The sequence below is a fragment of the Martelella sp. UBA3392 genome (assembly GCF_002358775.1).
Lineage (GTDB): Bacteria > Pseudomonadota > Alphaproteobacteria > Rhizobiales > Rhizobiaceae > Martelella > Martelella mediterranea.
Genome location: NZ_DEPM01000008.1, coordinates 7,304 through 21,310 on the forward strand (window position 1 = coordinate 7,304; position 14,007 = coordinate 21,310).

14 protein-coding genes are annotated in these 14,007 nt (G+C 61.4%); 11 read left to right on the forward strand and 3 right to left on the reverse strand.

Going from position 1 to position 14,007, the window contains the following annotated elements:
- The first annotated feature begins 16 nt into the window (after positions 1 to 16).
- The 6 genes from B4E36_RS00840 (at position 17) to B4E36_RS00865 (ending at position 4,258) form a co-directional block, all read left to right on the forward strand.
- Positions 17 to 760 (forward strand): glycosyltransferase family 2 protein, encoded by a 744-nt coding sequence (locus tag B4E36_RS00840; RefSeq protein WP_292053965.1) that lies wholly within the window; start codon positions 17 to 19, stop codon positions 758 to 760.
- Positions 760 to 1,386, forward strand: coding sequence for a phosphodiesterase (locus B4E36_RS00845; protein WP_292053963.1), 627 nt, complete (start codon positions 760 to 762; stop codon positions 1,384 to 1,386). Before B4E36_RS00840 ends, B4E36_RS00845 begins: the two co-directional genes overlap by 1 nt.
- Positions 1,387 to 1,388: 2 nt before the next feature.
- On the forward strand, positions 1,389 to 2,039 hold the full coding sequence (locus B4E36_RS00850) for an HAD family hydrolase (RefSeq protein WP_292053961.1): 651 nt from the start codon (positions 1,389 to 1,391) through the stop codon (positions 2,037 to 2,039).
- Positions 2,036 to 2,776: a hypothetical protein gene (locus tag B4E36_RS00855; RefSeq protein WP_345899857.1), complete on the forward strand. Its 741-nt coding sequence runs from the start codon at positions 2,036 to 2,038 to the stop codon at positions 2,774 to 2,776. The genes B4E36_RS00850 and B4E36_RS00855 overlap by 4 nt, the downstream gene beginning before the upstream one ends.
- Positions 2,773 to 3,111: a hypothetical protein gene (locus B4E36_RS00860; protein WP_345899858.1), complete on the forward strand. Its 339-nt coding sequence runs from the start codon at positions 2,773 to 2,775 to the stop codon at positions 3,109 to 3,111. The genes B4E36_RS00855 and B4E36_RS00860 overlap by 4 nt, the downstream gene beginning before the upstream one ends.
- 154 nt (positions 3,112 to 3,265) lie before the next feature.
- Positions 3,266 to 4,258: a WavE lipopolysaccharide synthesis family protein gene (locus B4E36_RS00865; protein ID WP_292053957.1), complete on the forward strand. Its 993-nt coding sequence runs from the start codon at positions 3,266 to 3,268 to the stop codon at positions 4,256 to 4,258.
- 50 nt (positions 4,259 to 4,308) lie between these two features.
- Here B4E36_RS00865 and choV read toward each other — a convergent pair whose 3' ends face one another.
- The 3 genes from choV to choX all read right to left on the reverse strand — a co-directional run bounded on the left by choV (position 4,309) and on the right by choX (position 7,308).
- A complete protein-coding gene (gene choV / locus B4E36_RS00870; RefSeq protein ID WP_018065282.1) occupies positions 4,309 to 5,349 on the reverse strand; it encodes a choline ABC transporter ATP-binding protein in 1,041 nt (346 codons plus the stop codon).
- Positions 5,349 to 6,185 (reverse strand): choline ABC transporter permease subunit, encoded by an 837-nt coding sequence (gene choW, locus B4E36_RS00875; RefSeq protein ID WP_018065283.1) that lies wholly within the window; start codon positions 6,183 to 6,185, stop codon positions 5,349 to 5,351. The genes choV and choW overlap by 1 nt, the downstream gene beginning before the upstream one ends.
- Before the next feature lie 181 nt (positions 6,186 to 6,366).
- Positions 6,367 to 7,308, reverse strand: a complete 942-nt coding sequence (choX, locus tag B4E36_RS00880) for a choline ABC transporter substrate-binding protein (protein ID WP_345899859.1) — start codon at positions 7,306 to 7,308, stop codon at positions 6,367 to 6,369.
- Positions 7,309 to 7,493: 185 nt separating this feature from the next.
- Here choX and betI point away from each other — a divergent pair, with 185 nt between their 5' ends.
- From betI to B4E36_RS00905, 5 genes are all read left to right on the forward strand, one after another.
- Positions 7,494 to 8,084: a transcriptional regulator BetI gene (gene betI / locus B4E36_RS00885; RefSeq protein WP_345899860.1), complete on the forward strand. Its 591-nt coding sequence runs from the start codon at positions 7,494 to 7,496 to the stop codon at positions 8,082 to 8,084.
- Complete coding sequence (gene betC, locus B4E36_RS00890) at positions 8,081 to 9,598, forward strand: choline-sulfatase (protein WP_345899861.1); 1,518 nt, start codon at positions 8,081 to 8,083, stop codon at positions 9,596 to 9,598. Before betI ends, betC begins: the two co-directional genes overlap by 4 nt.
- A 3-nt stretch (positions 9,599 to 9,601) precedes the next feature.
- On the forward strand, positions 9,602 to 11,065 hold the full coding sequence (gene betB / locus B4E36_RS00895) for a betaine-aldehyde dehydrogenase (protein WP_292053947.1): 1,464 nt from the start codon (positions 9,602 to 9,604) through the stop codon (positions 11,063 to 11,065).
- A 205-nt stretch (positions 11,066 to 11,270) separates the two neighbouring features.
- On the forward strand, positions 11,271 to 12,950 hold the full coding sequence (gene betA, locus B4E36_RS00900) for a choline dehydrogenase (protein ID WP_345899863.1): 1,680 nt from the start codon (positions 11,271 to 11,273) through the stop codon (positions 12,948 to 12,950).
- A 253-nt stretch (positions 12,951 to 13,203) separates the two neighbouring features.
- On the forward strand, positions 13,204 to 14,007 hold an 804-nt coding region (locus B4E36_RS00905), incomplete at its 3' end, for an ABC transporter substrate-binding protein (RefSeq protein WP_345899862.1).

Below are 14,007 nucleotides of genomic sequence, written 5' to 3' on the forward strand. Positions count from 1 at the left end.
CGGCAGGGATGATTGAGTGCTGAATATTGTGATACCGATGGCCGGTCGCGGCAGCCGTTTCGCCGATGCGGGCTATAGCGACCCGAAGCCGCTTATTCCGGTGCATGGCAAGCCGATGATCCAGGTGGTCGTCGAAAATCTGACGCCGGCCGTCGATCACCGCTTCATCTTCATCTGCCAGTCCAGCCATATCCGCGATTACGGGCTTGAGGAAAAGCTGAAAGCGCTTGCCGGAAACGTCGAGATCATCGGCATTGATCATATCACCGAAGGCCAAGCCTCGACGGTCATGCTTGCCGAACATATGATCGACAATGATGATCCGGTGATGACCGCCAATTCGGACCAGTATATCGACATCGACATCAACGACTACCTCCGCTTCATGGAGGACGGCGGTTATGACGGGATGATCATGACGATGAAGGCGGACGACCCGAAATGGTCGTTTGTGCGCGAGGACAACGGGCAGGTGGTCGAAACCGCCGAAAAGCGCGTGATTTCGAACGACGCCACCGTCGGCGTCTATAATTTCAAGACCGGACGCGATCTGGTGGCGGCGACGAAGGCGATGATCGCCGCGGACGAACGCGTCAATGGCGAGTTCTACATCTGTCCGGCCTATAATTACCTGATCCGGCAGAGCCGCAGGATCGGTCATTATTCGATCGGTAACGAGGCCGACGGCATGTATGGCCTCGGCATTCCCGCAGACCTCGATTTGTTTCTGGCCCACCCGGTTTCGGAAAAGGTGCGCTGATGGAAGTTCTGTCGCACAGGGGGCTTTGGGAGAGCGCCGCGGAAAAGAACGCCATGACGGCCTTCGCCCGCTCCTTCGATCGCGGCTTCGGCACCGAAACGGATTTGCGCGACCATGCCGGCGAGATTGTCATCGCCCATGACATGCCGACAGGGAACGAGCCGCGGCTTTCGGACGTTCTGGATGTCATGGCCGGCCGCAATCTGATGCTGGCGTTGAACATCAAGGCGGACGGGTTGAGCGGCAAGGTCAAGGAAATACTGGCGGCCCATGGTCACACCAATTATTTCGTGTTCGACATGTCGCTGCCCGATCTGGTGCGACAGGTGGCTGACGGGTTGACCGCCTTCACAGGTTTGAGCGATCTTCAGCCCAATGCGCCGTTGCTGGAGGAATGCGACGGGGTCTGGCTCGATTGCTTTCGCTCCGACTGGTTCGGGCCGGGCCTCATCGAGGGGTTGATTGGCCAGGGAAAGCGGGTCTGTGTGGTGTCGAGCGACCTGCACCGGCGCGATACCGCGCTGCAATGGTCGATCATAAAATCGGCCAAATGCATCGATAGCAGCCGGCTCTATTTGTGCACCGACGCGCCCGAGGCGGCGCGCGACTATTTTTCGGGAGAGTGAAGATGGCGATCAAGGCAGTCATTTTCGATATGGACGGCGTGCTGATCGAGGCCAAGGAATGGCACTATGACGCGCTCAACCGGGCGCTCGGCCTGTTCGGCTTCACCATCGAGCGCCACGAGCACCGCACCGTCTATGACGGCCTGCCGACGCGCACCAAACTGCAGCGCCTGAGCGTGGAGAAGAAGCTGCCGCCCTATCTGCACAGCTTCATCAACGAAATGAAGCAGCGCTACACGATGGAGATCATCTATGAGCGCTGCCGGCCGCGCTTCGACCACGAATACGCGCTGTCGCGTCTGCGGATGGAAGGCTATCACCTCGCCGTCGCCTCCAATTCCACCCGCGATACCGTGATGCTGATGATGGAAAAGGCGAGCCTTGCGCCCTATCTCGATTTCAAGCTGTCCAATCAGGACGTCACCAAGAGCAAGCCGGACCCGGAAATCTACCTGAAGGCGATCGAGCGGATGGGACTTTCCCCCAAGGAATGCCTGATCGTCGAGGATAATCCCAACGGCATCAAGGCCGCGACCGCCTCCGGCGCGCATGTGATGGTCGTGAAAGAAGTGGACGAAGTCAATTATGCCGGGATCAAGGCGCGGATCGCCGAGATCGATCAGGCAGCCAAGTCAGTGGGGTCGGCGGCATGAAAATCGTTGTGCTGATGGGCGGTGAGAACCTCGACATCAAGAGCGAGCTCTATCCGCTCTACATGACGGAATTCAACGAGGAGCTGGTTCTGGAGCGGCAGATCGCCGGCCTCCAGAAGCTTTCCCCGCGCGAGATCATCTTCTGCGTCAGAGCCGCCGATATCCGCAAGTTCAATGTCGATGACGTCATCCGCCAGACCACCGATAATGGTCTCTGCGTGGAGGTCGCTGGCCCGACGGCGGGATCGGTCTGCACCGCGCTTCTGGCGGCCGAACATATCGACGAAAACGAGGAGATCGTTCTGGTCGCCGCCGACGAACTGGTCGAGGCCGATCTCGACGGCATCGTCAAAGCCTTCCGCGCGCGTGATTGCGATGCCGGTGTGCTGGCGTTCCGCTCGGTGCACCCGCGTTATTCCTTCGCCCTTCTCGATCAGGACGGCGACGTCTGCGAGGTCGCCGAGAAGCGGCCGATCAGCAAACATGCGCTGGTGAGCTTCTATTATTTCCGCAGCGGCAAGGATTTCGTGCGCGCGGCCCTCAATGTCGTGCGCAAGGATCGCAAGATCAATAACGCCTTCTACATCAGCCAGACCATCAACGAGATGATCCTGCGTCACGCCAAGGTCGGCATCGAATTCATCGGCAATGACAGTTTCCACCCGTTGAAGACGGAGATGCAGCTTGCGCAGTACATCTCCCAGCTCAACGACCACAAGGAGGGGCTGCTCCATTGAAGACCGCGCGTCTGGACGACATGGTGAAGGGCTGGTTCATCGGCAATTTCGACCCCAGCCTTGCAAAGACCGAGGATGTGGAGGTCGCGGTCAAGCGTTATGATCGCGGCGACAGCGAGGCCCGGCATTTTCACAAGGTCGCGACCGAATACACCGTCGTGGTGCAGGGTCGGATCCGGATGAACGGGGTCGAGTATGGCGCCGGCGACATCATCGTGATGGAGCCGGGAGAGGCGACCGATTTCGAGTGTCTTGAGAATGACAGCGTGAACGTGGTGGTGAAGCTTCCGGGCGCCCGGAATGACAAGTATATGGGAATTGCCGGGCAGGCGTGAAGTGTAGCGGGAATGAAAGTCCGGCAGTCTGCTTGGATATAGTCCTCGGGATGTTCCGTGACTGCGTTATATTTAGTAGCTCTACATCCGTTTGGGTTACGTGTAGTGTATGGGGTTATCAAGCTGGGGCACGCTGATCGTAGGGTGTGAGAAGATGGACAAAGACGAAATCACATTTCTGTTCCAGGGCGTGGTGGACAAGTCTTTTCTGCGCGGCAGTTTCGCTGCGGTCAGACGCTTTTTTCCCTCCTCCAGGATCATTCTGTCGACCTGGGTCGGGACCGATACATCGGGTCTCGACTGTGATGAAGTGGTGCTGTGCGAGGATCCGGGCTTTTTCTATTATTCCCCGCGAGCCGGCGAAAAGCCCAACAATGTCAACCGCCAGATCGTCGGCACCCGCGCCGGGCTGGAAAAGGTCGATACCCGCTTCTGCTTTCGCATGCGCACCGATTTCAGGCTGACCGGCGACGGATTCCTGCGCTTTTTCGATGCCTATCCGGACAGCGTCGATGCCTATCAGGTGTTTTCGCACAAGCTGCTGGCGGCCTGTTATTTCTCGCGCAATCCGCGCTCGCGGGTAAGCTTTCCGTTCCACCCCTCGGACCTCGCCTTCTTCGGCTACACCGACGACATCCGCAAGATGTTCGACGTGCCGCTGATGACGGAGGAGGAGGCGAACTGGGACACGGGCGGGCAGCGCTACAACCGCTACACGCCCGAGCAGCACATTTTCGTCAACGCGCTGCGCCGGGACGGAAGGCATGTGCCTTGCGGCTATTACAAGGACGCCAATCCGCAGGCGATCCTCGAAACCGAGAAATATTTCGCCTCGAATTTTATCTTCCTCACCTTCGACCAGTTCGACCTGATGCCCTCAAAGCCGACCTTCGTGATGAAGGTGCATCCGAACTCGTTCATGACCTGCTACACCCATAATGAGTGGATCGGACTTTACCGCAAGCATGTCGACGCCAGCACGCCCGTTCCGGCGGAAGATCCGGAGCGCGAGAAGATCGAGAAATTCTACAAGCCCTACAAGATCTGTCGCCTGATCGGCAATGTCATCTCGCTGCCGTTCAAGAGCAAGGTTCGCCGCCGGGCGATCCGCACCGGCGTGCTGGAGTTCTTCCTGCTGCCGCGCTGACGCAACCGCGCTCCCGGCGCAAGACCGGGAAACGCAAGGCGAGGAAGGCGTCACGCCGATTCCTGATTGCTTTCCGGATTGAGCGCGGTGACCACGTCGGAGGGGCGAATGCTGCCGATCGTGTTGCCGCTCTTGTCCACCACGCGCAGCACCTTGCCATCGCCGAGCGCATCCATCATTGCCGCAAGCTTGGTTTCGGGCTCGACGGTGGGCGAATCGGCAAGCGCCTCGTCCTCGCTCATCACGTCCTGCGCGCGCAATACGCCCAGCGGGTTAACATTGGCGACGAAGTCGGCGACATAGGCGTCGGCCGGCTTGCGCACGATTTCCGACGGCGTACCGCACTGGACGATCCGGCCGCCTTCCATGATCGCGATCCGGTCGCCGATCTTGAAGGCCTCGTCGAGGTCGTGACTGACGAAGATGATGGTGCGCTTCAGATTTCTCTGCAGCTCGATCAGCTCGTCCTGAAGCCGCGTGCGGATCAGCGGGTCGAGCGCGGAGAACGGCTCGTCCATCAAAAGGATCGGCGCCTCGGTGGCAAAGGCGCGGGCAAGGCCGACGCGCTGCTGCATGCCGCCCGACAATTCGCCGACAAGCTTGTCGCCCCAGTCCTTGAGGCCGACCAGGTCGAGCTGGGCCCTTGCCTTCTCGAGCCGCTCCTTCTGGCTCATGCCGGCGAATTCCAGACCGAGCGCGACGTTCTCTACGACGGTCCGCCACGGCAGAAGGCCGAATTGCTGGAACACCATGGAAACGCGCGACAGGCGGATGTTTCTGAGCGTCTTGGCATCCGCCGCCGTCACGTCGGTCATGCCGTTGCCGTCATTGACCAGAACACGTCCCCGGCAGACCGGGTTCAGCCGATTGACGGCGCGAAGCAGCGTCGATTTGCCGGAGCCGGACAGGCCCATCAGCACCAGAAGCTCGCCCTCGCCCACGGCCAGCGAGCAGTTGTGGACGCCGAGCACCTGGCCGGTTTCCTCCTGCACCTCGGCGCGGCTCTTGCCCTCGTCCATCATCGGCAGGGCTGATTGCGGCCGGTCGCCGAACACGATGTTCACATCCTCGAAAACAACGGAATCAGCCATTACCTTTTCCTCTCGATCTTGAGAACGCGGTCAAGAATGATGGCGACAACGACGATGACGAAGCCGCTTTCGAACCCGAGCGCCGGATTGACCTGGTTAAGTGCGCGCACCACCGGCACGCCGAGCCCGTCGGCGCCGACCAGGGCTGCCACCACCACCATCGACAGCGACAGCATGATGGTCTGGTTGAGCCCGGCCATGATCTGCGGCAGGGCGTAGTGGAGTTCGACCTTGGTCAGCTTCTGCCAGCCGGTGCCGCCGAAGGCATCGGCCGCCTCGAGCAATGGCTTGGGCACGGTGGAAACGCCAAGATAGGTGAGCCTGATTGAGGCGGGAACGACGAAGATGACGGTGGCCAGCAAGCCCGGCACCATGCCGATGCCGAAGAACACAATCGCCGGGATCAGGTAGACGAAGGTCGGCAGCGTCTGCATCAGGTCGAGGATTGGCTGCAGGACCTGATAGAGGCGGGGCCGGTGGGCCGCGTAAATGCCGATCGGAACGCCGATCGCCATGCAGATGATGCAGGAGGAGATCACCAGCGCCAGGCTTTCGGTGGTTTCCTCCCAATAGCCCTGGTTGACGATGAACAGGAAGCCGAGAAAGACGAACAGCGAGACCTTCCAGTTGCGCTGCAGCCAGTAGGAGGCCGCGGTCACGATCACAGCGATCACGATCGGCCCCGGCGCCTGCAGGATCCACAGCAACTGGTCGATCAGCCAGCCCATGACCTCGGCCAGACCGTCGAAAAACCAGCCGCCATGCATTTGCAGCCAGTCGAAAATATCCTGGGCCCATCGTCCCAGCGGGATTTTGTAATCCGTCAGCCAGTGCAAGAGACTGCTCCTTTGTTCCCCGAATTCAGCGTGTCGGACCGTGTTGCGGCCGCAGGCGGCGCAGAGCGATCCGGCCCCGGCATTTTGCCTTAGGCCCGCGCCGCGAAATGCGCGGCTGAAAATCTATCATCATCGAAAAAGGAAAGCCCGGAAAGCGTTGGCTTGCCGGGCTTGAAGTATTCTAGAGACCGAGCGATTTCTTGACCGCCGGCAGCCCCGGTTCACCGGAGGTGGTGGTCACGCCCGCAAGCCAGGCGTCAAGGGCATCCGGATTGGCCTTGATCCATTCGGCCGTCGCATCCGCCTCGTTTTCGCCGTCGTTCAGGATCTTGCCCATGACTTCGTTTTCCATCGGCAGGGTGAACTTCAGGTTTTCAAGCAGCTTGGCGACATTCGGGCATTCCTCCGCATAGCCCTTGCGGGTGACGGTGCGCACGATGCCTTCGCCGCCGAAGAAATCCTCACCGCCGGTGAGGTATTTCAGCGAATAGCTGGCGTTCATAGGATGCGGTTCCCAACCGAGGAAGACGATCGGCTGTTCCTGGCGGTATTTGCGGCCGACCATGGCGAGCATGCCCTGCTCGGAGCTTTCCACAACCTCGAAGTCGCCGAGACCATCCTTGTTCGCCTCGATCAACGAAACCAGATAGGCGTTGCCTTCATTACCGGGCTCGATGCCGTAGATCTTGTGGTCCAGCTCGTCGCCGAACTTGGCGATGTCGCCATAGGTCTTCAGACCCTTGTCATAGGTGTAGGTCGGCACCGCGAGCGTGTATTTCGTGCCCTCGAGATTGGTGGCGACAACGTCGATCTCGCCTTCATCGATATAGGGCGTGATCGCGCCGGACTGGGCCGGCATCCAGTTGCCGAGGAAGACATCGACATCGTCGCTCTTCAGCGAGGCGAAGGTGACCGGAACGGACAGGACCTTGACGTCAACCTTGTAGCCGAGGCCTTCCAGCAGGTGCTTGGCGGTTGCCGTGGTGGTGGTGATATCGGTCCAGCCGACATCGGAGAAGCTGACGCTATCGCAGGCGGTCGGTTCCTGCGCCTTGGCGGCACCGGCGGAAAGGGCGGTCGCGGCGGCAAGCGCGGCGAGGGTCAGTTTCAAGTTATAAGACATGTCAGCGTTTCCTTTCGGTTCGTTTGTCGAAGGCCGTGGCGGATTGATCGGCGTGTCAAAATAAACTGGCGGTTTCCTTGATTGATCGGTCAATCAATATAACATATGTTAAGTCGTGTAAACGGCGGGTTGCCCAGAAATTCGCCACACAGCGCCAGTGAGCATTTTTTCAGCGGGTCAAGCCAATGCCTAAAATCGGAATGGAAGCCATACGTCGCGAAGCGCTTGTACGTGCGGCCATCACCGAAGTCGGCGAGGTCGGCATGGTCGAGGTTACGGTCGCCAAGATCGCCAAGCGGGCGGGCGTTTCGCCTGCGCTCGCGCATCACTATTTCGGCTCCAAAGAAAAGATCCTGTTTGCGGCCATGCGCCGTATCCTTGACGAGTTCGGCAGCTCGGTCAAGGCCCGCTACAAGGATGCGACGACGCCCAGAGAGCGGCTCGATGCGATCATCGAGGCCTCGTTCGGGCCGGACCAGTTCGACCCGGCGGTTGTGGCTGCATGGCTCGCCTTTTACGTCCAGGCCCAGCGCAAGGGCGATGCCAGCCGGCTCCTGGCGATCTACGAAGCGCGGCTGCGCTCCAACCTGGTCTATGCCTTGCGCCAGCTTGTGCCCCTCGAAGCCGCCCGGCGGATCGCCACCGGGCTCGGCTCGCTGATCGACGGCTTTTACCTGCGCGCCGCGCTGAAGGATTTCGGCATGAGCCGGAGCGATGCCGTCGCCATGACGCTGGAATATCTCGAACTCACACTCGCCAAGGAGATGTCCTCATGAGTGCGCGACCGAACATTCTCGTTTTGATGGTCGACCAACTTGCCGGCACGCTGTTTCCCGACGGCCCGGCCGATTTTCTGCATACCCCCAACCTGAAGAAGCTCGCGGCCCGCTCGGCGCGGTTCCAGAACGCCTATACCGGCTCGCCGCTCTGCGCGCCCGCGCGGGCCTCGTTCATGGCCGGCCAGCTTCCCCGCCGCACCCGCGTCTATGACAATGCCGCCGAGTTTGCGCCCGATATCCCGACCTATGCCCATCATTTGCGCCGCGCGGGCTATCAGACTTCGCTTTCCGGCAAGATGCATTTCGTCGGTCCGGACCAGATGCACGGCTTCGAGGAGCGGCTGACCACCGATGTCTACCCCGCCGATTACGGCTGGACGCCGGATTACCGCAAGCCCGGCGAGCGGATCGACTGGTGGTATCACAATATGGGCTCGGTCACGGGCGCCGGCATTGGCGAGATCACCAACCAGCTCGAATATGATGACGAGGTCGCCTATGAGGCGGTACGCAAGATCTATGATCTCGGCCGCCGCAAGGAAGACCGGCCGTTCATGCTGACCGTGTCCTTCACCCATCCCCACGACCCCTATGTGGCGCGCAGGAAATACTGGGACCTCTACGAGGATTGCGACCATCTCGACCCCGAGATCGGCACGCTCGATTACGACGCGCAGGACGGTCATTCGAAGCGGATTCTGGACGCCAATGACTGGCACACGGCCACGATCGACAAGCAGGATATCCGCAATGCGCGGCGCGCCTATTTCGCCAATGTCTCCTATATCGATGACAAGATCGGCGAAATTCTCGAAGCGCTCGACAGCGTCGGTTTCGGCGAGGATACCGCGATCGTGTTCGTCTCCGACCATGGCGACATGCTGGGCGAGCGCGGGCTCTGGTACAAGATGAGCTTCTATGAGGGCTCTGCCCGCGTGCCGCTGATGATCGCGGCCCCCGGCGTGGCACCCGGCCTCGTCAAGACGCCGGCCTCCTCGATCGACATCACGCCGACGCTTGCCGATATCGCCGGCGTTGATCTGGGCGAGATCGAGCCCTGGGTCGATGGCGAAAGCCTGCTGCCGATCGCCGCCGGGGCCGAACGCAAACTGCCGGTCAGGATGGAATATGCCGCCGAAGCCTCGCAAGCCCCGCTGGTTTCGATCCGCGAGGGCCGGTTCAAATATAACCACTGCGAGCTCGACCCGCCCCAACTCTTCGACCTGGAAGCCGATCCGCATGAGCTGAAAAACCTCGCCGATGATCCAGCCCATGCCGAAACGGCGGCGGATTTCGCCGCGAAGGTGCGGCAGTTCTGGGACATGAAGGCCTATGACGACGAGGTGCGCGAAAGCCAGGCGCGCCGGCATGTCGTCTACGAGGCGCTCAGGGCCGGGCAGTATCGTCCCTGGGATTTCCAGCCGTTCAAGGATGCCTCCGAGCGCTTCATGCGCAATCACATGGATCTCAACATACTCGAAGCCAGCCAGCGCTGGCCGCGAGGGGAGTAAGTTATGCGGGCTCAGCCGAAAGCAAGCCATTTCATCGACGGCGCCTATGTGGAAGACGCGGCCGGCAAGGCGTTCGAAAGCCGCTATGCCGCGACCGGCGAGGTGATCGCCACGCTCCACAGCGCAACGCCGGCGATCATCGACAAGGCGATGGCCTCAGCCGTCCGCGCGCAGCGCGAATGGGCGTCGTGGCTGCCGGTCGAACGCGCCCGGGTGCTGCGCCGCGCCGCCGATATCATCCGCGAGCGCAATGAAGCGCTGTCGGAACTCGAAACCCTCGACACCGGCAAGGCGATACAGGAAACGCTGGTGGCCGACGCCAGTTCGGGGGCGGACAGCCTCGAATGGTTTTCCGCGCAGGCCGCCTCGCTTTCCGGCGAGAGCGTGCCGCTTGGCGATGCCTTCGCCTATACGGTACGCGAACCGCTCGGCGTCTGCGTCGGCATCGGGGCGTGGAACTATCCGACCCAGATCGCCTGCTGGAAGGCGGCGCCCGCGCTTGCCTGCGGCAATGCCATGGTTTTCAAACCCTCCGAAATGACGCCGCTTTGCGCGCTGAAGCTCGCCGAGATCTTCATCGAGGCCGGCGCGCCGAAGGGACTGTTCAACGTGGTGCAGGGCTTCGGCGATGTCGGGGGGGCGCTTGCCACGCACAAGGATACCGCCAAGGTTTCACTGACCGGCTCGGTGCCGACCGGCGGCAAGGTCTATGCCGCCGCCGCCTCCGGCATGCGTCATGTGACGATGGAGCTCGGCGGCAAGTCGCCGCTGGTGGTGTTCGAGGATGCGGATATCGAAGACGCGATCGGCGGCGCGATGCTCGGCAATTTCTATTCCACCGGCCAGATCTGCTCCAACGGCACAAGGGTGTTCGTGCAGAAATCGATCCTGGAGAAATTCCTGACCCGCCTTGCCGAGCGCACCCAGGCGATCCGCCTCGGCGATCCGCTTGATCCCGAAACCCATCTTGGGCCGCTGATCTCCGAGGGTCAGCGCGAAAAGGTGATGAGCTATATCGAAAAGGGCAAGGCCGAAGGCGCGCGGCTCGTCATCGGCGGCGGCGTTCCGGCAGGCGATGCCTTTGCGAACGGCAGCTATATCGAACCCACGGTCTTTGCCGATGTGACCGACGACATGACCATCGCGCGCGAAGAAATCTTCGGCCCGGTGATGAGCGTGCTCGCTTTCGACACCGAGGATGAGGTGATCGACCGCGCCAACGGCACGGAGTTCGGCCTGGCCGCCGGCCTGTTCACGAAGGATATCTCCCGCGCGCACCGTGTGGCGGGCAGGCTCGCCGCCGGGATCTGCTGGATCAACACCTATAACCTGACGCCCGTCGAAATCCCCTTCGGCGGCGTCAAGCATTCGGGCTTTGGCCGCGAGAACGGCAGGGCCGCGATGGAGTTCTATTCGCAGGTGAAGACGGTGCATGTGGCGCTGGGCGGGGTGGATAGCCCGTATTGAGGGCGGCCACCGCTCTCCTCGTTGTGCCATTTGTGACAGACGCTTGCCTTCTCCTTCGGCGTCATCCTCGGGCTTGACCCGAGGATCCACTCATACGGGCGGAGGCAGCATGGATCCTCGGGTCAAGCCCGAGGATGACGCGGAGATAAAGGGGAGGGTGGTGATTGAAAGCGGTCTGGCTGTGAAACGCTCGCCCACCGCGACAATGAAAGGTTCTAAATTGGCTGAAGCAGATTTTGTCATCGTGGGTTCCGGTTCCGCGGGCGCGGCCATGGCCTATCGTCTGTCGGAGGACGGGAAATATTCGGTGCTGGTGCTGGAATATGGCGGCACGGATATCGGGCCGTTCATCCAGATGCCGGCAGCCCTTTCCTATCCGATGAACATGAAGCGCTATGACTGGGGTTTTAGCTCCGAGCCGGAGCCCAACCTCGGCAACCGGCGGCTCGCCACCCCGCGCGGCAAGGTGATCGGCGGCTCGTCCTCGATCAACGGCATGGTCTATGTGCGCGGCCATGCGATGGACTTCGACCACTGGGCGGAAACCGGCGCTGCCGGCTGGGGTTATGCGGATGTGCTCCCCTATTTCAAGCGCATGGAGAACTGGCATGACAGCGGCCACGGCGGCGATCCGTCCTGGCGCGGCAATGCCGGCCCGCTGCATGTCACCCGCGGCCCGCGCAAGAACCCGCTGTTCCACGCCTTCGTCGAGGCGGGACGGCAGGCCGGTTTCGAACTGACCGATGATTATAACGGGGAGAAGCAGGAAGGCTTCGGGCCGATGGAGCAGACCGTCTGGAAAGGGCGGCGCTGGTCGGCGGCGAATGCCTATCTGAAACCGGCGCTGAAGCGCGACAACCTCGAACTGATCCGCTGTTTCGCCCGCAGGGTGATCATCGAGAACGGCCGCGCCACCGGCGTGGAGATCGAGCGCGGCGGCAGAGTCGAGACCGTCCGGGCGCGCCGCGAGGTGATCCTGGCCGCCTCCTCGATCAACACGCCGAAACTGCTGCTTCTGTCCGGCATCGGCCCGGCTTCGGAACTCGCCGAGCATGATATCGCGGTGGTCGCCGACCGTCCCGGCGTCGGCAAGAACCTGCAGGACCATCTGGAAGTCTATATCCAGCAGGCGAGCACCCAGCCGATCACGCTCTACAAGCACTGGAACCTGTTCGGCAAGGCGCTGGCGGGCGCGCAGTGGCTGTTTTTCAAGAACGGCATCGGCGCCTCGAACCAGTTCGAAAGCGCCGCCTTCCTGCGCTCGGCGGCCGGCGTCGACTATCCGGATATCCAGTATCATTTCCTGCCGATGGCGGTGCGTTATGACGGCAAGGCGGCGGCGGAAGGGCACGGCTTCCAGGCCCATGTCGGCCCGATGCGTTCGCCCTCGCGCGGCGAAATCACGCTGAAAAGCGCCGATCCGGCCGAGGACCCGAGGATCGTGTTCAACTATATGAGCCACGAGCAGGACTGGGCCGATTTCCGCCGCTGCGTGCGGCTGACCCGCGAAATCTTCGCGCAACCCGCCTTCGATCCCTATCGCGGCAAGGAAATCCAGCCAGGCGCCGACGTCCAGAGCGACGACGAGATCGACGGTTTCATCCGAGAACACGCCGAAAGCGCCTACCATCCCTGCGGCACGGCGAAGATGGGTGCGGCCAGCGACCCGATGGCGGTGGTCGACCCCGAATGCCGGGTCATCGGCGTCGAAGGCCTGCGCGTTGCCGACAGTTCGATCTTCCCCCGCATCACCAATGGCAATCTCAACGCACCGTCGATCATGGTCGGCGAAAAGGCCAGCGACCATATCCTCGGCCGCCACCCGCTTGCGCCCGAAAACGCCGAGCCGTGGATGAACCCGCGCCGGCAAACGTCGGACCGATAGGCCGGCACCGCCGCTTACCTTATTGATCTTATACACTTATTTCTGAATGCAAACGCCCGTTCCGGGCGTTTGCCTCGGCCTTATTGCGCGCCTGTGCCGCCGTGACGTGGTCATTCAACGATTGCGAAAAACCCGTTCCGCGGGCGCTTGACGAACGTAATTTCAATATTCTATAGAATATAGAACATGCAACGCGGAGGAGGAGTAAGTCGTGAAAGGCATGAGAAGAGGACAGCGCGCCGCGAGGAGGCGCGTGCTCAAGGGGATGGCCACGTCTCTGGTGCTGGCGGCAATGCCGCTGGGGTTGGCGCATGCGCAGGATGGCCTGGGGTCGCCGGGCGACCCGGTCGAAATCAAGATCATGGCCAATGAGGCATTCGCCAATACCTGGCAGACCATTCTGGTTCCGGAATTCAACAAGAAGTTCCCGAATGTCGAGGTCCGGATCGATGGCGTTCCCTATACGGAACTGCTCGCCAAGATGATGCTCGATGCCACCAGCCCCGATCCGGAATATGATATCCTGCTGGCCGACGATCCGTGGGTGCCGCAGCTTGCCTCGATCGGCGCGCTGATGGATCTCAAGGGAGACGAGATCGCCGCGATCACCGACGCGGATTACGACTGGGCCGATTTCAATGCCGCGCCGCTTGCCGCCGGCGAATGGGAGGGCGTCCAGTATGCCGTTCCGGTCCGCTCCAACATGCTGTTGATGTTCTACAATCGCTCGCTCTACGACAAGGCGGGTGTGCCCGAGCCGACGCCGGAACTCACCTGGACGCAATTTTTCGAGAATGCGCCGAAGCTGGTTCAGGATACCGATGGCGACGGCAAGGTCGATGCCTGGGCGATCGACACCTATTTCGTGCGCGATCCGCTGACGCCGACCATCTGGCAGTCGATCCTCAACGCCAATGGCGGCAGCCTGCTCGATAACGACGGCAATCCCGCCTTTGCCGACGATGTCGGCGTCGCTTCGCTGGAAACCCACAAGCGCCTGCTCGACTACGCACCGCCCGGCGGCCTCAGCCATGGCTTCTCGGAATCGCTCCAGGCC